Here is a 24,179-nt window from a genome sequence, read left to right as displayed (position 1 = left end):
AGTCCTTGTTTTTATGTGCAATAACCCATATTAACACGACAATGTTTTCACTCATTTTGGTCAGGAAAATAACCTTAACGAGTAGATAAGACTAAACCGGATGTCACTTTTCATTAAATACACCACCATTTGTATTTAATGAAAAGTGGGAATACTCAATAAACAAAACCGAGAAAATCATGAGCAAGACCAATGTAAAAAACGACCTCAAGGGCGCTCTCACAGCAAGTAAACGAGGTTTTTTGGCCGCGGGATTCTTTAGTTTATTCATAAACCTATTAATGTTAACTTCTCCTTTTTATATGCTGCAAGTATATGATCGTGTTGTTGCATCACGCAGTTTAGAAACCCTGTATTTTTTAACCATGATAATGGTGTTGATGTTCACCATCATGGGCACATTAACCTGGGTACGTTCGCTTATATTGGTTCGAGTTAGCAATCAAATGGATCAAAAATTAAGTACGCGTGTGTACTCGGCTATGTTTGAGTTAGGTGTGCGCTCCCCTAATCAGCGCACTTCTCAGCCATTAAGTGATTTAACTACTTTACGCCAATTTATGACGGGCAATGGTCTGTTTGCCTTTTTTGATGCCCCTTGGATGCCAATCTACATTGGTGTCATGTTTCTTTTTCACCCGGCTTTTGGTTGGTTTGCTATTTGTGCCGCTATTATTTTAGTCATTGTGGCCATACTGAATGAAAAATCCACCAAAAAGCTGCTTACCGAAGCCAATGGCGAAAACGTTAAAGCACAAAGTCTGGCAACAGGTAACTTAAGAAACTCTGAAGTACTGCATGCAATGGGCATGTTGCCTAATATCATGGGACGCTGGCACAAACAGCACCAAACTTTTCTAGAAAAGCAAACCCATGCCAGCGACAAAGCCGGTATTTATGCCAATCTGAGTAAAGTGTTACGCATGATCTTCCAATCCCTTATTCTGGGAATGGGCGCTTACTTTGTGGTTATTAATGAAATGTCTCCAGGTATGATGATAGCTGGGTCTATTTTGATGGGTCGAGCTCTGGCTCCAGTCGATTTAATTATCGGCAGTTGGTCTGGCTTTAATAATGCTCGTACTTCCTATGGACGCTTGTCCGAAATCCTTGAGGCCATACCAGCGAATGAACGCAACATGCAGTTACCAACGCCTACAGGCAATATAACAGTTGAAAACTTATTTGTTGTTCCTCCAGGCTCAAAGGCACCCGCTATAAAAGGCATCAATCTAGACATACCAACAGGGGATCTTGTTGGGGTTGTTGGACCCAGTGCCGCAGGCAAGTCAACACTAGCCAGAGCCATGCTAGGCATTTGGCCAGCATCAAATGGCGCGGTCAGAATTGACGGAGCGGAGATACAGCATTACAACCGTGATGAGCTTGGGCCTCATATTGGTTACTTACCACAAGACATTGAACTCTTTAGCGGTACAGTCAGTGAAAATATCGCCCGCTTTAGTGAAGTAGACGCAGACAAGGTCGTATTAGCAGCGAAAAAAGCGGGTGTTCACGAACTGATTTTACGCTTACCTAACGCCTACGATACGGTTATCGGTACAGATTCAGGCGCCCTCTCTGGCGGTCAAAGACAACGTATTGGTCTTGCTCGCGCACTGTATGGTTCACCTAAAGTGGTCATACTAGATGAACCGAACTCTAATTTAGATGAACATGGTGAACGAGCACTTGCCCAAACACTGCAAATTTTAAAAGCACAAAAGACAACCACATTTGTCATCAGCCACCGCACCTCTATTCTTCGTAGTATCGATAAATTACTTGTCATGCGTGAAGGTCAGGTGCAGTTTTTCGGCCCTAGAGATGAGGTCATGAAAAAATTAGCACTACAAAAAGCTGAGCAAGAAAAATTGTCTCAAGCACCCGCTTAACGCGATATTGAATTAATCCATAAACTATTCTCCACCCCTAAGGCGTCACCTCCTTAGGGAAAGGAAAAAGAGAAATACAATGACTAAACCAACCGATACAGAAAAAGACCGTTATCAAGGTCAAGATGTAGAAGACGCTGTTATTTCAGATGTGCCAAATAAATCGTCTGCAGAAGAAACTCATGAAGATACTCGCTCAGAGGACGAAAGAGTGGCGGCCGCACAAACCATTGTTCCATTCAATCAGAGCGCACCTCAACCACACTCAAAATCAACTGTACCGACTGACGACAAGAAATACATCAAGTTTGGCATAGTATTTTTAGTACTTACCTTTGGTTTATTCTCCGCTTGGGCCGGATTTGCTCCCCTAAGCAGCGCACTGTTAACCCAAGGAGAAGTCGTTGTTGATAGCTATAGAAAGTCGATTCAGCATTTTGAAGGTGGTATTGTTGAGGATATTATGGTGCGTAACGGGGACAAAGTGGTCGCCGGACAACCTTTAATTCGCCTTGAAATAACGCAAACAGAGGCTCAACGAAACAGCAATGAGAAAAGGTTGTTTACGGCAAAAGCTGAGTTAGAACGCCTCTATGCTGAGCAAAATTTTAACGCTGAATTAACCTTTTCTGATGAAGTATTAAGGCAAGCCGAAAAAGACCAAGACATTGCTAACACCCTTACCCAACAACAGCAGTTACTAAGCGCCCGTCTCAATGCATTCAACCAGGAAAGCAAGGCATTTCAAACTCGAATTACCCAAACTCAAGAACAAATTCGAGGCCTAAAAGAACAAATAGAAATTCAAAGACAACAAGTCGCTTCACTTGAGAACGAAGAAGAAGCGTTTAGTACACTCTTCGAAGAAGGTTTAGGTGATGGTCAACGTGCTCGAGAATTAAGACGATCAATCTTGTCTTCTAAAAACGAAATTGGGCGCTTAAATTCAGAAGTAGCACGTCTTAACCTTCAAATAGCCGAAACTGACCTGCAAATTTCTACTCGTAAACAAGAATATTTAAAAGATGTGGGCGAACGCATAAAAGTAAGCCAGAACAATTATTACGACTTCCAAGAACGTCAAGAAATTGCCGCAGACCGCATCGAACGGTCAACCATTAAAGCCCCAGAAGACGGCACCATAGTGGACTTACAAATTCACACTATCGGTAGCGTCGCTGCAGCAGGCCAAACCTTGCTTGACATTGTCCCCAATAACGATTCATTTGTTGTTGAAGCCAAGCTAATGCCACAAGATATAAATGAAGTCTACATTGGACAAATGGCCGACATTCGTTTCTCAGCCTTTAATGCACGTATAACCAAAGTCATTGAAGGCGAAGTGATCAATGTCTCGGCAGACAGATTGCTCAATGAAAGGGACCAATCACCTTATTACTTAGCTCGTATCAAAGTGACGGAGCAAGGCGTCAAAGACATGGATGCAAGCATGTCTGAAGGAATGGAATTAAAACCTGGGATGCCTGCTGAAGTTATGATACGTCGTGGTGAAAGAACCATGTTTAGCTATTTAGCCAAGCCGCTTACGGACAGTTTTGCTCGTAGTTTAAAGGAGAAATAAATGCCATCTTTATTTTCTGCACAGAAACACATAGGCAAATGGGTAAGGTACCCTACTAGCCACCTTAATAAGATTACGACGGTACTGCTACTCTCATCCGTCAGCATTGGGGTAAGCGCTGCTACCATTGCCAATGGGCTTGAAGAAACGCTATCAGCTGCCATGCAGAACGACCCTATGTTGAAAAAAGCCTATTATCAGTATCAGGCACAACAGCAGGAAGATGAAATAAGCTTCTCCAACCTATTACCTGATATTCGCCTTAATGCGGCCTATCAATACGAAGATTCAGACAATATTTACACTGACGTAAACTCTTCCTCCTATGATCCAGACCTTGAAAGGTCTGGAGGCGAATTGGATGATTACTATTGGAAGCTTAGCCTTAGACAACCTTTATTTGATTATTCATCTTACAAAGGCTACCAACGAGATAAAGCGCTTATAAAAGAATCGGAATACCGCTATCAACGTGCCGAGCAAGAACTCATCTACCGAGTGGCTGATCAGTACTTATCGGTGTTGCTGGCCTCCCAAAAAGTATACCTTAATCAAGAAAAGCTGGAAGCGCTTGAATTGAAACGCACCCAAGAATTAAGAACCCAAGAGCTAGGGATTGGTAATAAACTCAATGTCTTACGGGTCACCTCAAGCCGTGATTTGGCAAAAAGTGACCTACTGCGCTCTCAGAGCGAGCTAAAAGACGCAAAAACATTACTGCAAAATATCACAGGCCATACCGTATATATCCCTCAAAAATGGGTGCAAAATGGTCACAGCCTGATACCCAACTTTATCAGTGGTAAAGAAAGCGACTGGCTAGCCGACATTTACAGCAACCTAAGCGTCAAGGAAGCTCAAAGCAGCATCGAAAAGCAAGAGCACAATGTCGCGGCAAGAAAGGCGGCGCACCTGCCAACCGTTTCTTTTAATCTAAGCTACTACGACAGAGTGTCCGATGATGACCAAAGGACACGTCAAGACTTGGTCGCCTCCGTTGAGCTCAATGTGCCTATTTATTCCGGTGGTAGAACGCAGGCCAACATCAAGAAAGCCGAAGCCGAATACCAAGCCAGCCAAATAGATCTGGATTACCTAGTCTCTGATAAGACTCAGCAAATTCAGCTGGCGTACAACAGGTTACTTTCTTTTAAGGACAGATTAAACGCTCTGGTTGAATCAGAAAAATCCAGTGCCGCTTTATTAGAAGCCGCCGAGCGTCAGCAATCACTCAGCCTTGGTGATCAAGTCGCTGTTCTTGAAGCCAGAACACAACTTGTTGATATTAGATTGCAATTTGCTCAGACTCTTAACGATTATTTGCTATCCGATCTAAGCTTGTTGCTAGAAACAGGCAAATTAGACAACTCTCGATTAGCAACCTATGACAATTTGTTTGAAATGGCCGCTAAATAAATGAAGTAGCTCGTTAGACTTACCGTAAAGTGCGGTCAGTCTAACGGCTTAATTATTTCTGAACTAAAAAAAACAGGCTATAGAAAAAAGAAACAAAAACGTCGCAACATAAGAAATTGGCAACTAATGTATGCTGGATACAGGCGCACTTTCTTCAGTCGCTAGCCATGTCGGCCACTCAACTGCCCACTCACTGCGTTTTGTCAATAACTGTAATGCGCACAACCATTGACGCAGTGCCGCTACAGGTAACGGTAAAACCACCGCATTAACCTCATCGGCCTCACTGATTTTTAAAACCAATTCTTGTGGGCGTTTACTCAGCGTTATCGTTGTTGCCAGCCACTCATCCGCTCGACCAGAGACAATAACAGGGGTGTTTCGTTGAACCTCTTCTTCGTCCCTTTTAGTGGGAGCAATGACAGGGCTATTTTCTTTCATGGCAACCTGAGCTCGAGTTTGCGCTAATGAATGAAATGCTTCCGCCTGAACTTTATCAGAGACATCCATTTGCTCTTGTAGCCAATTTAATAAAATAGGCACAAAACGCGTTAACAGCCGCTGCGTCATCCAAATACTCGTAACAGACTCATCATTCATAGCACACACAAACAGCATTCTATCCTGCACTTCATCGTACTTAGAGGTGACACGGTCAATTACGGGTAGTCGTTTTGCCGTAGCATCAGGGAAAGGGGGGTTCTCAGTCATAACCGTGTTTCTATCTCATTTGCAATGAAAGTGAGGAACAATTTACGCAGAAAACGCAGCCGAATTATTCGGCTGCTTTTGCTTTATTTGTTGCCGTTTTACGTGTCGCTGGCTTTTTAGCGGCTGGCGCTTTTTTTGCCGCTGGGGCTTTTTTCGTGACCGCCGCTTTTTTCGCAGCCGGTGCTTTTTTTACAGCGGCTTTAGTAACGGGAGCAACAAGAGCGGCATCCGAAACCAAATCAGGTAAGGCTTGTAAATAAGTCGACCGTGCGGTGCGAATCACAGACAATTCCGCTTCTAAAGATTCCATTTTTTGCTCACAAAAACGCGCAGAATTTAATTTAGCCTGCGCTTCAGGGCTGAGTTTTTCGATATCATATTGCTTGTCATTAAGTGTTAAAATTGCCATATATACTCCGAATAAAAAATAGCATTGCTATACTAGCTTAAAGCGAGCTCAGTGTCTGCTTCTGAAGATTCAGATCCATAAAAAAAGCACCTTAATGGCTTCTGTGATAAGTACCTAGAAGCACACTAAAGCGCTTTTATTAAATTAATATCAGGGAAGGCGACATCAAAAATGCGAGCCGTATTCTAGATAAAAAAATCGTTTTCTGACATCTCTTCCACACCCACAAGTGCAGACATTTCTGTTGATGAAGCAACAGAACGACCAGGCGTCAGGTTATCAAAATACTCGCCAGCATTTTTGTACGCTTCAGCTAACAACGCATCAAACTCCGACTGTGACAATTCTTGGTTTTCTAGAGCCGCAAAGATCGCATCAAAGTCTTCGTCTTCAAACTCCGACATAGTTGAACTATCGTCCCCCAAATCACCAAACAAACTTAATTGAAATGTGAATAACTCCTGTACGATCGGCATCATTTTATTGACGAATTGATTAATCTGAGCGGGCTCAAGAGTCGTCGTCAACGCATTGGTCATTGAATCCGTCCAAGACTCAAGGAAATCGTTGTTCTCAATTAAGCTACTGCCTTGGCTTTGATAAGCGCTTAATAATTGATCCGCGAACGAACCTAAATTCAATTCATTCAGGCCCGCCACCATACCACTGACCCATTTCGACATAAAGGAAGCCAATTCAGGTGAACTTGTCTCTGGGGGAGTGGTAGGAGGAGAGACAGGAGTAATCACTGGCGCACGGCCCTCTACCGATAACCCTTGAGCGGCAAACAAAGCCTTTACGTCCTCGCTGTTGTAAAGATTGCCGTATAACTCCGCCAACATATCAAAGCTAATGCCGTTTTGAGCCGATACCGTATAAAGTGACTCAAGTTGACCGGCGACACTTTCAATAAAAGCACGCGCTTCCTCTAAACTTACACCCAAGCTAGACAATAAATCGATTGTCTCTTGTGACACATCGTTGCTTGGTGCCGGTGTTTGAGATGGAGCCTCGCCTTCAATCGACATGCCTTGCTGCTGGAAAAAGCTTCTAACGACCTCACCTGTTGTACCTTGACCGTATAAATCCGCCAGCATGTCAAAAGTAATGCCAAACTGAGCCGCCGTTTGATAGATTGATTCTGGATTAGCGACATTCGCATAAATAAAACCACGAGCCTCTTCAAAACTCACACCGTGTTTCGCTAATAAATTCTGTGTTGCTGGTAACATATCGTCCCTCTTTATTGATGTTTCTTTAGAATATTTCTTTATGTAATATGACCAAGGGGTCAATAATAGACTGTTTAAAACACACTTAAAAGGGGGGTAATATAATCACGCCTTATAAAACTCACCTTATTAGCCCCCCCTTTTTTCTTTAAAAAATTTTCGGCCGTGAGCATCTGTTCATTTAGCAAGTCTATCACGCCAATAAGGTGATTTACCTTAGACACCCATTACTTTATTGACGTTCTTTTAGTCACTGTCTACACTTAAAGTAATGAAACTCAAGGATGAGGAGAATGTTATGCCAAGAGCAAGAAACCAACAGGTCAGTTTGTCTGATACCCCTTACTATCACTGTATTTCTCGATGTGTTCGCCGTGCTTTTTTATGTGGCGACGATTCTGTAACAGGAAAAAGCTATGAGCACCGTCGTGAGTGGATCGAGTCACGTATCCTATTCTTATCACACATTTTTTCTATTGATATTTGCGCCTATGCGGTCATGAGTAACCACCTGCATCTTGTGCTGCATGTGAATGTTAGACAAGCTCGCCGTTGGTCTACTCTAGACGTGTTAAACCGCTGGCATTCATTGCATAAAGGCACGCTCTTCACTCAACAATACGCCAGAGGCGACACCATGCCGTCTTATGCTGTTGAGTTAGCGGAGCGGTCTGCTGAAGCCTATCGAGAAAGGTTAACGGATATTAGTTGGTTTATGCGGGAATTAAATGAACCCATTGCTCGACAAGCCAATGTTGAAGATGGCTGCACTGGGCGTTTTTGGGAAGGTCGCTTTAAGTCTCAAGCTCTGTTAGATGACGCTTCTGTTTTAGCTTGCATGACCTACGTTGACCTTAACCCTATTCGAGCGAATATCGCCACAGCCCCTGAAACGTCTGATTTTACCAGTATCAAGCAAAGGGTAAAGGCCGCTAAAACAGGCACTCAACCCAAAGCACTGTATCCGTTTGTGGGGAATGAACATAAAGAAAAAAACGAAGGAATTTTATTTAAATTAACGGACTATCTGCAGTTGGTCGACGCAACAGGGCGCCTTACTCGACAAGACAAACGAGGTGCAATTGATTTGTCACTTTCACCCATTTTACAACGGCTTGGGATAGCCACTGAAAATTGGCTAACGATTGCCATTCAATTTGAGCAAAATACCCATGGAGTGGTTGGGCAAGAGCAAAGTATAAAACGTTATAAAAACCTCCAGCCGCGATCTAGACCGAATCAACGCTGCTGCCGGTTACTTGCTTAGCGCAAAAACACTCTTTCAATACCATTGTTACCCAATAGTCACTCATTCTCTTCGTTTTATAGAGATAGAATCAGAGCTATGACGCTTTAATAGGTGTGCCTACCTGAATATCACGCCTCTTTAAGGTTCTGGCTGACCTCATTCTACACGCTTCACTTTTCTTAACCCCTAATACTGAGCGCCCTTTTCTAAACTGTTTTTAAATGACAACAATGGATGTCCTGTTGAAGTTACTATGGATGTCCTGTTGAAGTTCTCCCTGCAAAAAATTGCTGAAGTTCTGAAGTTCTACAATGGGTGTCTTGCAAAAAACTACAATGGATGTCCTGTTGAAGTTCTTTATTGAAGTTAACAATGGGTGTCTTGCAAAAACTTCTTGTTTTTAAATAACAACAATGGATGTCCTGTTGAAGCTGTTACACGAAAATAACAACAATGGATGTCCTGTTGAAGTTTCACCGATGGGTGTCTTGCGATGAAGTTGTTTATTGAAGTTCTAACAATGGGTGTCTTGCAAAAAATAGTTATGAAGTTGTTTATTGAAGTTCTAACAATGGGTGTCTTGCAAAAAATTGCTGTTGAAGTTTATGGGTGTCTTGCGAAAAACTTGTTCCTAACAATGGGTGTCTTGCAAAAAACTTCATGGATGTCCTGTTGAAGTTCCGATGGGTGTCTTGCAAAAAATTGACATGTTGAAGTTCTGACAACAATGGATGTCCTGTTGAAGTTTAACAATGGGTGTCTTGCAAAAAATCTTGAAGTTAACAATGGGTGTCTTGCAAAAAACTTACTTGACTACATCAGAGTGTCCATATATGTCTTACAAAAAACGTATGGGTGTCTTGCAAAAAATTTCCTGTTGAAGTTAAAAACTTCGAAGCAAAAAAAACCCTATCTCAAAGAGATAGGGCTTTCTCAAATCTAGGGTTTATTTCCCGAAGGAAAAATGTCCTTAAATTTTGCTAAATCAACAATTAAGCAAAGTTAGCCACAGTAAACGCAGCATCTTCACCTAAGTCAACTGTACCCACTAGTTCAGCTGTTGCGAAATCCCCAACAGTTGTACCTGTTTGAGCCGCGTCGCTAGATGTAAGGTGGAATACTTTGTATTGACCATCGTTTGCTTCGTTATGAACCATTACGATGTAGTCACGTGAGTCACCTACTTGAGTCGCAGTCGTCGCTTGCGCGTCAAGTGCAGCCTCAGTGATGCTACCGTAGTTAGCTGTTGGAGCCGTATCGTTCAATGCACTTAGAAGGTTACTAGCCGTCAATGCAGCGAATGTCTCAGCAGAATCGTTACCGGTACCAGCAGTAAAGTCGATCACTGTTACAGAGTTTGCTTCAGCAATACCGTCAGTGTTTACAGTCGTTGCTACACGAGACTGAGACACTTCACTTGTAGAACCTGTTGCGTACTGCTTAGTTGTCAACAAGGCTTTAAAGTCAAGTATATCTAGACCAGACACTGTTGTATCTTCGAAGTTGAAGATATCAACATTACCTAGGTTAGTGCCAGTGAAAACAACTGTTTCGTTGCTGTTCGCGTTCGTAGATAGAATTAGAACATCATCACCTGTACCAACGTTGATAGTGTTATCAGCTGCGTTTTCTTTAGAGTTGGAGCCTGTCAACAGACCAGTAGAAGAAGCAGTAATATCAGCGATATCTTTACCGTTAGTTGCAGTTTGAGCGAATGTTAAATCACCCGTTGCAGCACCACCTGGGTTTGTTACTGTGTAGTTCGTTACAGCTAATGTAGAAGCAATATTAGCTTCTAAAGCATCACCACTTAACGAACCATTAGTACTATTTGTGTAGGTGAAATTTTGTCCGTCTACAGTGAATACTAGAGTTCCACCAGACGCTACAGATTGGCCTGATACGTCAATAGTTTGACTCTCTAGAGTTTCTGTAACACCTTTAGTAGTCTCTGCAATTACAGGCGTATCCGCACCGCCACCGATAGTTGCTGTTGTAGCCGCTACAACGATATCAGCTATGTCACCTGCAGTAGCAGGGAAAGTAACCGTTACAACACCGCCACTGACCGTTGCAGTAACATTACCAGTTGATGCTGGAGCTGTTAACGTTTGAGCATCGATAGCAACTTGCACTTTAGTCGCTGTTTGAGCCGCTGTATCAGCAGCAAGAACCGCAACAGTAACACCACCTACAGTAATATTACCATCAGCAGTGATTGAACCATCAGTGAACGTCACAGTTTGAACTTCTTGTACTGCAGCAACACCTTGAGGAGCTTGACTACCTGTAATAGCAGCAACAGTACCACCGATTGCTAGCTGAGACGTTCCATTGAAACCTACGCCTTGAGCTTCGATTGCGGCTAATTCTGTAGCAAGTTGTGGCGATGTTACGTTTGCAGAGTTAGAGTTTCCTTTGAATTTTTCCCACGCATCTTGTACAGAGGAGAAATCTGTTGCTGTTGTTGCAGGTAAAGTACCTTGAACAATAGAAACGTCTAGATCATCAGACTGATAAACACCATCCACTAAAGACTTAACAAGAACAGAACCATTCGGGCCATCTTCTACTGTCAACAGTTTGTTCAATGTATCATCAGATTCGATCGCTAGTTTAATCGCCTGAACGATGTCTAGGTTGTCAGCTACGTAATCTGTTAAGTTCAGCTCAACTGTAGATTCGAAACCGTTATCGGTTTTCGCAGCATCACCTACTGTAACACCACCGTTGGCATCAGCGGAACCAGAAGAGAAAGTCACCGTTAGTTTAGCGTTGTATAGGAAGTGTTTAGCACCTGCGCCTTGACCCAAGATATCCTGCTCTACATTTGTACCGTTGAACAACCAAGTCGCTTTGTCACCTGAGTTGTCAGTGTAAACCGTGTCATTACCAGTACCAGTCGAAATCGTTACAACACCATCACCTAGTGCTTTAACAGTATCATCACCAGCACCGGTAGAAATTGTGATATTTTTCAAGGCCGCTTGGTCTTCATCCCAATTCGTGTTTAAGTCAACCGTTTTGTTTTTAACTTCGAACTCAACTAAGTCGTTACCAGCGCCGGTTTCTAGAGTCAATACTAGGTCTTCGTAAGCAACCGCTTCTTCAGAAATATCTAACTTTAGAACGTCATCAGCCGAACCTGTTTTGTAAGAGAACGTAACGTTGTCGTTTGCCGCACCTGATTGCGTGTCGTCAAGGTCATTGTACTTAGCAATCAAGGTCTCATTGCCAAGGCCCAAAGAGGCTTGCAAGTTTACCTTGCCAGACATTGCAGAAGCATCAAATGTTTGCACATCAACAAGACCCGCATTACCGGCTTTATCACCAATGCGAAGGTCGCCTGCTGCTGTAGTTGAAGTCGAGTTTACAACATTTACTCTTTCAAGATCGTTGTTTGTAGTATTTACAGTTTTCAACCAGCTTGTGTCTTCAACAGTCACATTGAACTGCTGGATACCATTTGAGCCAGAGTTACCAGTAGACATGTTGCCCGCAAGGAAATCACCACCTTGTGAAGATTGACCTACGTTATCAAAAATAATGTTTGTTTGAGTCAACGCATTCGTAGTAGAAGGCGCAACGTCGTTAATCGCAGTGTGAACGTTTGTATCTTTTGGTACAACACCGTCTGCAATCCAACCAATACCAGTCAATGCTTCAGAACCCGTGTTCGTTAGAACGATCTGAGTACCCGCATATTTTTGACCGTTATCAGAGTTGAATTTATTAAATTCTTCACCCAAAGTAGCGGTAACAGTTGTAAAGCCCTGAGCGACTAAAGAAGCGTTTAAGCCAGCAACCAAGTCAGCGTACGATGTTGTCACTGGAGAAGTACCACGGATTTCTACCGTTTGATCTCCAATTTTCAACTGAACGCCAGCGTATGGGTTATTTGTTAGTTTAGCTCCTGTAGCGGCTGCTGCTTCAAGATCCAAAATTTCTAGGAATAACTGAGAGCCCGCCGTTGTGCCATCTGGTGCAGTAATGTTGTCGAAATACACAGAATAGTCAACATCACCTTGATCGCCATCGCGGAAACCAATGGTTGTTAGGTGAGATTTGTTTTGAATGTCTTCGATAACCAAATCAGCACGTGAACTGTTAGACCAGAAAGCCGTTGTTCCGTTCATGTACTCAGCGTCAATCTGAGCATCGCCAATTTCATTACCATTCGCATTATCATCGTTCGCATTCGCTTGCGCTTGGAAAAAGGCATTTTCAACGCTTTCAGTCTTCAACGTGATGGCATTTTGGTTAGAGTTACCAATTTCAGCGATAAGCGTATCATTTCCGCCTTTACCGTCGATAGAATCACCAGATTGCGCTTTGTTCTGGTTATCGAAGATTTCAGCCATGAAGATATCATTTGCAGCTGAACCAACTAGATTGTCTTCGCCAGTTGTCAAATCTTGAGTAACTGAGTTTAGACCCGCATCAATCAACAGCATCTTAGCGTTTAAAGAGTCTGCTGTAGCGTCAACGCCTGCAACAACGGACTTCAACTGAGCAAATGTTGCACCCGTGATGTTTTGAGTCGTTGCGAAGTAAGTTGCCGCATCTACTTTATTAGTTAGTTGTTGTTTCGCTGCACCAAAAGTGGCATCAGCAGGATCAACAGTTGCTAGAATACGAACAGCAGCAAGCGCTGCTTCAGCTTGCGTTGCGCCGCCATTGATTTGAGCAAGAACAAAATCGTTTGCTAGAGTAACGCCAGCCGCATCAAGTGTGCTACCAGTAAGCGCTTTAACAAACTTTGCTGCAAACTCTTCGTTTGTTAGGTAAGTTGGGTAAAGTGATGCGAATTCAGCTGAATTGCCCCAGTTGTTTACCATAGAATCAACAGTAGCACCTGAATCCATGCCAGCTACGAAGCCAGTCAACAATTCAGAAGATGGTGCTGCGTCAAAAAGACCTACTAATGCTGTAATTAGGTCTGTACGTTGTGTTAGCGTGATAGCCATTTATAAAACTCCTTGATCAAGGTTGGTTATTAATTTTCCCAATCATCTTCATGATGATCATGCAAAATTAACGGTTAATACTCGGCCACCACAATGGGACACGAGTAGTAATATTTAGCATCATGTAAGAGTAGCACCACTGTGTGGTTTACTTTGTGATACGAATCACTTCTATTGACGTTCTTCGTTTCTCTCTCTTATGTTGCCGTAATGCTTTTTAAGGCTCTTTTCCTATCGGACTCGAACAGAAAAAAGTATTACGTCTTTCTATGACACTTCGGTGACACGTCAAATATGAAATATCACCTTAGGGTAAACAGAGAATAGTTGAGTAAAGCATTTTGTTATGTGATGAGCATCACACAAACTCACATTACTCACTTTTCTTTATTTTCCCCATTGTTGCCGCCCTTATTTTAGGTAAAGGCGATAGCCATTGCCAGCCTAAGCCGGAAGCAAACGGCGTTAAGGTTGTCATAAGTGGCACTGTAAATGCAATCTTTTGTAAACATTGGCATGAAAAAATTATTTTTTATCGGAATAAATCCCGATACGACCTGTAGAGCGGTCTTCAGGCCGACAACATCACGTATGAGAATACTTTTGTCGGGATAAATCCCGACCTACACATTAAAGATAAATCCCGACCTACACATTAAAGATAAATCCCGACCTATGCATTATTTATAGGTAACGGCGAATCCAGCGTAGCGGGGCCGTCATCTTCCAGCTTAGGGTGTTTTCCATTGTCGAAAGCTGTTGCTCTAGTTGAGATAGGGTCACTCGGGCGTTCTCTAAATGCTCTTTATCCGAGTGATGCGATTCTTGTTGATGAAGATTCGCCTGCATCAGTCCGGTGTTTTCCTCTTCTAATGCGGCTAACGCTTGCTTTAATGGTTCAATTTCTTGCGCTTGCGCTTGGAGCTGTTGCTGAAACACGGCTAGATTTTGCTCAGCTTGGAACAAGGCCTGATTATTAATGTCGGTCGGGTGCTGTTGCATAAAGTCCGCCACATTCACTTTCGCCACAATATGGTAGGCTTCGGCGTACTTTACGTTCATCCCTAAGGTGTAACTGCGGTAACGGTTGAGTCCTTGGATTTGTTCAGCGTACGCCTGTTGGGTATTTTGCGATTCAAAACAGCGCATGGCTCGGGATTTTTTGGCGGCCGTTTCGCTGATGTCAATAAAGGCATTCGGTATCAAGGGAACGCCTACCTCGTACATGGCCACGTTGGCCACACTGGGCAGTTGAGATGCCAAGGCCAACCCCGCATGCGCGACGGCTCTGTGATCACGGTGCATTTCCCAGACTGAGGGTGATAAAATCAAATCTGGCTGATAATCCCCTAACGCCGCCAAAATAACCTTGAGTAGATCGGCATCTTGCATCAGCCCGCCATCTTGGCGCTCTAAGAAAGTGGGTTTAGGTGTACCCAGACAATGCGCGGCTTGAATGGATTCTCGACGACGGATATTGACACCGTCTCCAGCGCTCTTTAACCCTCTGCCATCATTCGCCGCCAAGCCACTTAAGCCATCGGTCAGTATAAAGACTTTAATCTCGGCGTGCATGGAGGCCAACTGAGATACCGCCCCTCCGCAACCAAACACTTCATCGTCAGGGTGAGGGGCCAACACCAGTACCCGCTTTGCCGGCGCATTGCCTTCTGAAATGACTTTCCCAGGCAATAATGACTGACTGCTGTATGGCATAAAAAATTGCTCTAAACTCGGCACGGTTTTCGTCTTCTTTATAGAATCATTTGAATTGTTCATCGAAAGTCACTGTCTCCACCAAGCAACCACCACTTCCCTTTTATTTGCAGGGCATGCTCCTGACGGTCAAGGGCACAACCAGGAATAGTGATGGACGTGGTTCTAATATCTGGATTGGATTGATCAAACCATGCCATAACACTTGGGGTCATCCAAGCAAAAAGATCAAATGGTGCGGTTAAACTTGGCGCCAACTTGCCTGCTAACCTTTGCGCGGCGGCAATGATCAATTGGGCATGGTGTGGCTCAGCGACAAAATCGAGTAGCTCAACGCCCTGATCTGGGTGAAGTTTCACCACAATAAGACCGAACAGAGTGGCTTCATTTGGCTCATTAGCGTGCGCATCTGGCGTGGACAAGCTAACGTCACCCACCTCTTCGGAAGAACGCACCCAATAGAGTGTATAATCGTTCCCTGGTTTGCAACCATAACGGTATTGCAACCATTGACTATCACGGTTCCCTATAGCGACATGACTGACTGACGCTGACATTTTTAGCCAGAGTTGATCAATTTGATAATTGGTTTTTACATTTTCTCTCGGGTCAAGCGACCACACTAAAGGCTCTAGTACGACCTCGGGTTTTGGGCTTAGCAAGCCGCTGTCGTCCATCAAACTGCTGTCTGTTGGCTGATACACCATGGGCCAATGAGGCTCTAATACTGTGTCTATATCATGGTATAGCCCTTGTTTTTTACCGACTAAATACGCCCGCTGGTTCGGAAAACCAAAACCATGAGAGTAGGTCTTACCTTCACCAATGTTGTTCTCTAAATACGCTTGAACGGCCACATAAAACGGGCCTTTTTTGGTTAATACGCCACGCGTTTTGGGGTCCACCATAATGTCCCCCATTTGCACAAAGTGACTGCTTTTACCAAAAAGCAGCCCTAAGCGAGGCATACCGCCGTTAAACGCCACAAGACGCTCTTGCTCTAACACGGCGACCCCTGGTGATACGGTATGCTGGTACTTCCAGCGCCACAAGGGAGCGGATACGGCATGCCCAAAACAACGTTCAAACAAGGAGAACAATTGCTGTTGAGACACCATCATGGCGTCTTCTGCACGCCAGCGAGATGGATTGAGTTGAGGTAAGGGCGCTGCGTCTTCAGAAGGACTTTCGGAAGGGACGCCTGATTTGATGGTTTCAGCATGCCAAGAATGGGGAATGTAAACCACGCCTCGCTCTTGATTTGGCTGAGAGACATGCAAGGTAATCGCGGGGTCCGCTTCATCGTGTAAAAATAAACCGCGATCACAAAACAAGAGCACACCCACGTAATAAGTGCCTTTAAAGAGAGGCATGTTAGGGTAATGGATTTGAATATAGCCTTTGCCATCGGCATCGAGTGTGGGCGTGACCTTATCAACCCAACAACCGCAACTGGTGATCAGTTGGCCGCCAGCACTGTGTATGGCTAACGCCACCTGAGGCATTTCATTGGCTAAGTAGGATTGAAATTCCACCTCAATGGTTAGATTGGTGACTCGACTTTCTAGGTTGAGTATTTTTCCAGATGTCGTTTGACCATCAGGCGAGCAGATCGTTCCGGTGACACGAGTAAGACGAGCACCTACGCCGGTTTGCTGGCTGGCCTTTGGGTCTCTCTTTCTGTCATTATCTAGATTGTTATCTACACCGGTATTTACATCGCCTTCTTTATGTAGCTCTCTGGTTGGCGTTTCTTTTTGAGACGACCGCCCTTCTTTATTCGCGACGCCTTTATTCGCGTCACCGGCTGTTACGGTCGAATCTGATTCCAGTGTGCCGAGGTTAAGCTCTTTGTTGGATAACGTGTCGTCTTCTGCCCCATGCGCCGGCTCATTTAGGATGGATTGCGCCTTACTTTCTCTAAGCTGAGCTTTCGACTGTTCTTCGGAATCCCCTAATTGATCTAAAAAGCTTTGATATTGCGGTACTACGTCACTGGGTAACCCTGTGGCTCGAACTGAGCCTTTTTCAATCCAAATGGCCTGAGTACAAAGCACTTCTATTTGATACAAAGAATGGGAGCAAAAAAGAATGGTCTTACCCGCTTCTTTCATTGACATGATGCGCTCAAAAGAACGTCGGGCAAAATCACCATCGCCAACAGACAAGGCTTCATCGATGACGAGAATGTCCGGATCAACACTGGTGGCAACCGAAAACGCCAGACGCACATACATACCACTTGAATAGGTACTCACAGGCTGCTCAATAAAAGGGCGAATGCCTGAAAACTCAATAATACCTTCAATCTTGGCGTCAATTTCTTGTCGATTGATGCCCATCACAGTGGCGGCTAAGTAAATATTCTCACGCCCGGTAAACTGAGGGTTAAACCCTGCCCCCAACTCCAACAGAGCCGCAATACGACCGTTGACCTGCAATTCACCCTGTGACGGTGTTAATGTGCCACAAATCAGTTGCAGTAAGGTTGATTTACCCGCACCGTTGCGGCCAACCAATCCTAGGACCTCGCCTTTAGGTAAATCAAAGCTAATGCTTTTCAAGGCGCTGAATTCTTTAAAGTATTGCTTCTTTTTACCAAAAAGGATTTGCTTTAATCGGTCAGAGGGTGTGCTGTAAAGTTGGTAGGTTTTGCCTAACTCAACGGCACGTAACGCAAAATCAAGGTTAGACGGCTCTGAAGTGTTATTTGGCCGATTGCTTTCTGTTACGGCACCGTCATCAGCGGACACGGCCAACTCACTTTTATTCTCATTAGTCAACATAACAATATTTTCTTGAGCGTTCGTTTGATTTTCTTGGGCGTCGGCTTGATTTTCTTCAGCGCTTGTTTGTAATGCACGGTTTTTAGAGTACATCGGCAAAGCCTTTGCGCGTTTTATGGAAACACGCAGCGCCAACAAGCGCGACAAAACCACTGACGATAAAATAGCAGGCTAGTGCTAGGAAATTTGGCCATTGTTCTTCTAGCACAACCTTTCGAATCGATTCAATAATTAACGCCAATGGATTAAACACCATAAGGCTCTGCACAAAATCGGGCAACGCCGTGATAGGGTAAAAAATAGGCGACAAGAACATTAAGGGCGTTAATACCAACCCCACTACATGCCCTAAATCCCTTAGGTAAACCCCTAATGATGAGAGTAACCACCCTAACCCCAGTAAAATCGGCAAAAAGCTCACCGCAATTAACGGTAACGCCAATACATGTTCGGTCGCATACCCTTTCGATATAATGGACGCGCACGCCAAAACCACCAAGCTAATCAGCGCAAAAAAAGCCGAGGCACCTACATTTACCCATGGCAAAATAGACAAGGGGAAAATGACTTTTTTGACCATATTTGGCTGATCCGATATTAAGGTTGGCGCTCGCCCAACCACTTCCGCAAAAAAAGTAAACACCAGCAGTCCTGAAAAAATTTGCAAGGCAAATTCAGCATTGGTCGCGCTTTCGTTACCTGGCCATTTTGCCTTCAATACAGAACGAAAAACAAAGGTATATACCGCCAACATCGCGATCGGTGTTAACAAGGCCCAACCAAGCCCCAGCCATGAGCCTTGAAACTTTTGTTTTACTTCACGCTTTATGAGTTGAAAGAGCAGTTCCTTATGTTTAATGGGGAAGAGATATTCTTTCGTCCATCTAACTCTTAGCATACCACCCTCGAACCTTAAAAAACTGACCAAAATGAAGTCGGCTACCTTAACACCATGCTATAAAGCACGCAATAAGGCGACTTATAGCATTACAATCCACTTACGATTTTTTGTCTAAATGTGACCCTATGCACATATTGAAGGCTCAGAGCAGGTTAGAATCCTTTACACTGTTTATTCATTAAAATGAGCAAACAGTGTAAATTAGATCCATACCGTTAAACGCCGAGCTTTTCTTCAACAGATAAAAAAGTGTCAATGTTTGAACATGTTGAACCGATGTTTTCACTGGTTTGTAAACTGACGTGTTAACGCAGTAGAATACGACGGCTAAGATTCATTTACATTCGGAAACCTGTTTACTTTTTTTCACTCCCAAGCCCTTTTTTACGCTTGTGATTTCGTGCGTTTTTTTCGCTATTTTTTCAGTTACTTAGGAGAGTCTAATGCAAGCCATTACATCACAGCCGTTGGTGAGTGTAATAGTGAGAACCAAGGATAGGGCAGAGAGTTTACGTCATTGCATCGATTCTATCGCTAAACAAACCTATCGACCTATCGAAATCGTGGTGATTAATGACGGCGGCAAATCGGTTTTAACTCTTATAGAACAGCTGCCCACTAACCTAACCACAAAACTGATTGAACTTGAAAAAAACATTGGACGAACCGCGGCGGCCAATATGGGCCTAGAGCACGCGACAGGGGATTTTCTTTGCTTTTTAGACGATGACGATTATTGGCTGCCACATCATTTGCAGACTTTGGCTTTGCCTTTATCAGAATCAGCGGCGAACAACCAAGAATCCCTTTTGGGCGTGGTTTACAGCTCAACCAAAGCGGTAAAAGTCGATAATGACGGTGAGGAGCACCTTTTATCCATATTTGAAACCCCCTTTGACCCACTACACCTTGTCAGAAATAACTTCATCCCTATTATGAGCGCCCTATTTTTAAGACGCTGGATTGACGAAGGTGTGCGTTTCGACTCTCAATTTGATCTTTTTGAAGACTGGGACTTTTGGTTGCAGATACAGCAAAAATGTCAATTCAAGCACATCCCAGAGATTTCAGCCATTTATCGCCTCCATGAAGGCGCCTCTGGTGTTCATGATCATACCTTAGCGAATGCCGCCGCCCTCAGCCTTTATCATAAATGGCTGCCAACGCTTTCCTCTACAGAAATCGCGCTACTGATCCAACAAGCCAACACTGACACAGAAGAACAGATTCACTCAATCCAAGAAGAAAACCAAAAACAACTTAATAAAATTGGCGAACAACACTCTCACGCACTAACAGTCATCCATCAAAAAGATAAAAACATAGCGCATTTAGAGTCACTCTATAAAAACGCGATTAATACAATTGAAACAAAAGATGATAACATCGACCACCTAGATAACTTATACCAGCATGCTATTAGCGTTATTGAAGCAAAAGATTTGGATATTGAGCGAATAAACCGTGACATTCATACTTTAGAATTAAAGAACATTGATTATCAAACGATAATCGCAGAACAAGAAATTGCAATAAAAGAGTCAAACAGTCAAATAGAAGATTTAAGAAACCAAGTGGAGAATTTAGATCATTCCCTTATTTCCACAAAGAAGGAATTGAATCATCTCAAGTCTACTTTTACTTGGCGACTGTATAGCAAGATAAAGAGCTTAATTAATTGAGTAACCACATGACACCAGTAAATATTATCATCCCAGTCTATAAAGGACTTAAAGACGTTCAGGACTGTTTGGAAAGCGTTTATTCCGCTCACTATAAAACTGATTATGAAATCATAGTAATTGATGACTGCTCTCCTGAACCGGCGGTTAGCGCTTACTTAAAAGAAGAAGCCGCAAAAGGCAAATTCACGCTGTTAATTAACGAAGAAAATTTAGGGTTTGTTGCGACAGTCAACAGAGGCATGCAACAGCACCCTGAACGCGATGTGTTACTTCTAAACAGTGATACTGTTGTCGCCAACGATTGGTTAGATCGAATCGTACATTGTGCTTACGCTTCCGATAATGTCGGTACGGTAACGCCTTTTTCCAATAACGCCACCATTTGCAGTTACCCCAATTTTTGTCAAGACAATGCCTTCCCTAAAAGCTGGAGCGTAGCCGAATTGGATCAGGTGTTTGCTCGTTGTAATGCGGGTGAAAGCATTGACATTCCAACCGGTGTTGGCTTTTGCATGTTTATTCGTCGCGCCTGCTTAGACCTTGTTGGTTACTTTGATGTAGACACCTTTGGCAAGGGTTACGGCGAAGAGAATGATTTTTGCCAAAGAGTCATTCAAGCTGGGTGGTGCAACAAGTTCGCTCTCGATACTTTTGTCTTACACACCGGAAACGTCAGCTTTGGTGATGAACACAATGATTTAAAGCACGCGGCATTAGGTAAGCTGACCGCAAAACACCCAACTTACGACCAGCAGGTCCAACAACATATATTTGACGACAAGGCCAAGCCTTTCCGTGAACGGGTCTGGCTCGCCAGCTTAAAGTGTTCGACGACACCGATCATTGTTCATGTATCACACAATCGAGGGGGCGGGACATTACGCTTTCTTGAAGAGCTGAGCGATGAATTAAAGCCGCAAGCCGCTTCTCTCATGCTAAAGCCAAGCACGTCTAAACCGGGCTATTTAACACTCTCCCAAGTACACACTCATGACGCGGCACTTTGCCCAGAAGAAAAAGATTATTGCTTATTTTTTCACGAACAAGAAGACAAAGACGCGTTGCTCTCTTTATTAGCGAACCTCCCTATAGGTTCATTGCACTATCACCACCTCATTGGATTGCCTGAATGGATTAAGACGTTAGGAACCCAACTTTCTTTACCTTGGTTTGTTAGCCTTCATGACTACTATATGGCCTGCCCACAAGTGTCATTAACCGATGAAACAGACCAATACTGCAAAGAAAAAGGTATTGAGGCCTGCAATAGCTGCATCAAAAGAAATTTACCGCAGGACAGTGCAGACATTGTCAACTGGAGAAATCAGTTTCGCGACTTTTTAACCTCAGCCACCTTGTGTTTTGCGCCAAGCGAAGACACGAGAAAAAGATTTTTACATTATTTCCCAGAAGCGAAGGTCACAACCGTCTACCATCAAGAAGGCAAACACCTTAGAAAGGATTTTAAAACCGTTTCACCACAACTCTCTAGCGATCACAATGGAAAAACACTGAATGTTTTAGTGATTGGCGCTTTAAGCAAAATAAAGGGTGCGGACTTATTAGAAAACCTGGCCGTTCATTGTAAAAACAATCACTTAGACATTCAATTTACCTTAACTGGTTACGCCTATCGCAATCTACTTACCCTGCCTGATAGCCATTTGCATGTTGAAGGCCGGTACAATGAAAGTAATTTATTAACATCCATTGAAGACAAGATACTCAACCATCAAGTCGATGCCATTTGGTTCACCGCCCTCTGGCCGGAAACATTTAGCTATACACTCAGTACGGCCATTGAATCAGGACTTCCCATTATTGCCCCCGATATCGGCGCCTTCCCTGAACGTTTGTATCAAAATGATCAAGCCTGGATTGTGCCATGGGAAAGTGACACCCACACTTTTGCCACTGTCTTTTTAGAATTGAAAGAACAACTAAGCAAAGGGTCTATGGGACAGGCTCAAACAAAGTACCTTAGCAAAATTCCATCTACAGAAAACAGCTTTCACTATAAAACACATTATTTGGCACTGACAAAACCAATCAATCTGACTAAAATTGATACACTCACCACGATTGAAATAAAAGATTGGATTGACAGCATTTTATCCCAACGGAAGCCAAAGCAATCCCTTGAGGATAAAGCTCGGGTTGGGCTTTTAAACTTGTTGTATACACTAAGAGGAATGAAAATCCTTCGCCGGGTTGTAAAGCTGATCCCTCACACATTACAAAGACGCATAAAAGAAAAGCTGGTGAAATAAATTAACACCACACACGAATAGCCTGTTATTGGGACTTGTTTCAATAACAGGCTCTAAAAGAGTCAGCCTGAAGACTGACCTACATACGCACCAAAAGAGTCAGCCTGAAGACTGACCTACATACGCACCAAAAGAGTCAGCCTGAAGATTGATCTACATAAGCACCAAAAGAGTCAGCCTGAAGACTGACCTACATAAGCACCAAAAGAGTCAGCCTGAAGACTGACCTACATAAGCACCAAAAGAGTCAGCCTGAAGACTGACCTACACTCTCCATGGCGGTCGGGATTTATCCCGACAATGAGAAATAAGATAGCCATCCATTAAAGACGATCTGACACTTTTTAGAAAGCGTTAATCCTTAGACTCGGCCAAATCTTTCAAGGCATCCGGATCGAGAATCACAAGTCTCGCCGAACCATCTCGCTTCACAATGGCCTTAGACTGCAACGTTTGGAAGACGCGAGTCACGGTTTCCCGACTTAGATTAAGCATTATGCCTAATTCTTGATGGGTGGGTGGGTTTAAGATCACACCTTCCTCTTTATTTATTTTTTCTTGCTTCATTAACATCATCCATAACTGCCCACAAACCCGTCCGGTAGTGCTTGGCAAACCCAGCAAGGCCCGTTGCGCGGATAACTGACGCACTCGACCAGCCATCCTAACAAACATTTTTTCTACTAGCGTATAACTTTCCTGTAACACAGATTTCATGGCTGAGGATGGGACCACCACAACCTGAGACTTCGCCAACGCAATCACACTTTCAGGCTGGCCCTCTTCGTCAAACAACCCCAGTTCGCCACAAAAATCTCCGGGTTCAACAAAATACAAACCGACCTCACGGCCATCCAGCGTAAAATCCACTCCTTGCAAACGTCCCTCGAATAAAAAACAGACACTGTCACTTCGTTGCCCCCCCGTGATGACTATGCCGCGACGCCCCACACTACGAAGAACCGCATAAGAAGCTAAAGAATCTAAGGCTGGCTCAGATAAATCACTTAAAATTTCAAAACGCTTTAACAGCTCTTTTGAAACGGCCATTTACACCTCATTACGCATTTGCTCGCACTCATTTATGCAGACACCATTCTAACTCACCTACATTGCCATTTACCATTCATTAGCCGAACGGAGAATAGACTTTCCGTTGGGCCCTTAATATAGGCAAAAAACCGCCGCACAAGAGGTCGTAAATTGCCTCTCGCCACAAAACTCGACCCGCGCCGACAAAACCGCATTCTACCAGTGACAACTAATCAGAGACCACTAAGACACGAGAGGAAACATTATGGCAGACACCTATCATGACAAGACACCTATCATGACAAGACACCGAGTAACATAATTCATT

General features: G+C 43.7%; 15 protein-coding genes. 7 read left to right on the top strand and 8 right to left on the bottom strand.

Going from position 1 to position 24,179, the window contains the following annotated elements; genetic code table 11:
* The first annotated feature begins 179 nt into the window (after nucleotides 1-179).
* From IEZ33_RS03030 to IEZ33_RS03020, 3 genes are all read left to right on the top strand, one after another.
* Nucleotides 180-1,895, top strand: coding sequence for a type I secretion system permease/ATPase (locus tag IEZ33_RS03030; RefSeq protein ID WP_191602256.1), 1,716 nt, complete (start codon nucleotides 180-182; stop codon nucleotides 1,893-1,895).
* A gap of 79 nt (nucleotides 1,896-1,974) precedes the next feature.
* Nucleotides 1,975-3,477 (top strand): HlyD family type I secretion periplasmic adaptor subunit, encoded by a 1,503-nt coding sequence (locus tag IEZ33_RS03025; RefSeq protein WP_191602255.1) that lies wholly within the window; start codon nucleotides 1,975-1,977, stop codon nucleotides 3,475-3,477.
* Nucleotides 3,478-4,893 (top strand): TolC family protein, encoded by a 1,416-nt coding sequence (locus IEZ33_RS03020; RefSeq protein ID WP_191602254.1) that lies wholly within the window; start codon nucleotides 3,478-3,480, stop codon nucleotides 4,891-4,893. It begins immediately after the preceding gene.
* Between the two features lie 123 nt (nucleotides 4,894-5,016).
* Here IEZ33_RS03020 and IEZ33_RS03015 read toward each other — a convergent pair whose 3' ends face one another.
* From IEZ33_RS03015 to IEZ33_RS03005, 3 genes are all read right to left on the bottom strand, one after another.
* Nucleotides 5,017-5,604, bottom strand: a complete 588-nt coding sequence (locus tag IEZ33_RS03015) for a hypothetical protein (protein WP_191602253.1) — start codon at nucleotides 5,602-5,604, stop codon at nucleotides 5,017-5,019.
* A 64-nt stretch (nucleotides 5,605-5,668) separates the two neighbouring features.
* Nucleotides 5,669-6,013 carry a DUF6447 family protein gene (locus IEZ33_RS03010; protein ID WP_191602252.1) on the bottom strand — a complete coding sequence of 115 codons (345 nt, stop codon included), beginning with the start codon at nucleotides 6,011-6,013 and terminating at the stop codon, nucleotides 5,669-5,671.
* A gap of 185 nt (nucleotides 6,014-6,198) precedes the next feature.
* A complete protein-coding gene (locus tag IEZ33_RS03005; protein ID WP_191602251.1) occupies nucleotides 6,199-7,245 on the bottom strand; it encodes a hypothetical protein in 1,047 nt (348 codons plus the stop codon).
* A 298-nt stretch (nucleotides 7,246-7,543) separates the two neighbouring features.
* Between IEZ33_RS03005 and IEZ33_RS03000 the strand changes: the two genes are divergently transcribed.
* The gene (locus IEZ33_RS03000) at nucleotides 7,544-8,512 is read left to right on the top strand and encodes a transposase (protein ID WP_191602250.1); all 969 of its coding nucleotides are present in this window, start codon (nucleotides 7,544-7,546) and stop codon (nucleotides 8,510-8,512) included.
* A 475-nt stretch (nucleotides 8,513-8,987) separates the two neighbouring features.
* Nucleotides 8,988-9,170 carry a hypothetical protein gene (locus tag IEZ33_RS02995; protein WP_191602249.1) on the top strand — a complete coding sequence of 61 codons (183 nt, stop codon included), beginning with the start codon at nucleotides 8,988-8,990 and terminating at the stop codon, nucleotides 9,168-9,170.
* 316 nt (nucleotides 9,171-9,486) lie between these two features.
* Here IEZ33_RS02995 and IEZ33_RS02990 read toward each other — a convergent pair whose 3' ends face one another.
* The 4 genes from IEZ33_RS02990 to IEZ33_RS02975 all read right to left on the bottom strand — a co-directional run bounded on the left by IEZ33_RS02990 (nucleotide 9,487) and on the right by IEZ33_RS02975 (nucleotide 18,861).
* Nucleotides 9,487-13,461, bottom strand: a complete 3,975-nt coding sequence (locus IEZ33_RS02990) for a beta strand repeat-containing protein (RefSeq protein WP_191602248.1) — start codon at nucleotides 13,459-13,461, stop codon at nucleotides 9,487-9,489.
* 684 nt (nucleotides 13,462-14,145) lie between these two features.
* Entirely contained in the window at nucleotides 14,146-15,240 is a 1,095-nt protein-coding gene (locus tag IEZ33_RS02985) for a PIG-L deacetylase family protein (protein ID WP_191602247.1), read from the bottom strand.
* Nucleotides 15,237-18,056: an ABC transporter ATP-binding protein gene (locus tag IEZ33_RS02980; protein ID WP_206696897.1), complete on the bottom strand. Its 2,820-nt coding sequence runs from the start codon at nucleotides 18,054-18,056 to the stop codon at nucleotides 15,237-15,239. Before IEZ33_RS02980 ends, IEZ33_RS02985 begins: the two co-directional genes overlap by 4 nt.
* A complete protein-coding gene (locus IEZ33_RS02975; protein ID WP_191602246.1) occupies nucleotides 18,046-18,861 on the bottom strand; it encodes an ABC transporter permease in 816 nt (271 codons plus the stop codon). Before IEZ33_RS02975 ends, IEZ33_RS02980 begins: the two co-directional genes overlap by 11 nt.
* A 446-nt stretch (nucleotides 18,862-19,307) precedes the next feature.
* On the opposite strand from IEZ33_RS02975, the gene IEZ33_RS02970 reads away from it, so the two are divergent.
* Both IEZ33_RS02970 and IEZ33_RS02965 read left to right on the top strand, forming a co-directional pair.
* Nucleotides 19,308-20,546, top strand: coding sequence for a glycosyltransferase family 2 protein (locus IEZ33_RS02970; RefSeq protein WP_191602245.1), 1,239 nt, complete (start codon nucleotides 19,308-19,310; stop codon nucleotides 20,544-20,546).
* Between the two features lie 8 nt (nucleotides 20,547-20,554).
* Entirely contained in the window at nucleotides 20,555-22,819 is a 2,265-nt protein-coding gene (locus tag IEZ33_RS02965) for a glycosyltransferase (RefSeq protein ID WP_191602244.1), read from the top strand.
* 354 nt (nucleotides 22,820-23,173) lie between these two features.
* Here IEZ33_RS02965 and IEZ33_RS02960 read toward each other — a convergent pair whose 3' ends face one another.
* Nucleotides 23,174-23,869, bottom strand: coding sequence for a Crp/Fnr family transcriptional regulator (locus IEZ33_RS02960; protein WP_191602243.1), 696 nt, complete (start codon nucleotides 23,867-23,869; stop codon nucleotides 23,174-23,176).
* Nucleotides 23,870-24,179 lie beyond the last annotated feature (310 nt).

This window comes from Marinomonas algicola, from assembly GCF_014805825.1.
GTDB lineage: Bacteria > Pseudomonadota > Gammaproteobacteria > Pseudomonadales > Marinomonadaceae > Marinomonas > Marinomonas algicola.
Note: the sequence above shows the minus strand (reverse complement) of the source record. Positions and strands in the feature narration are given on the sequence as shown.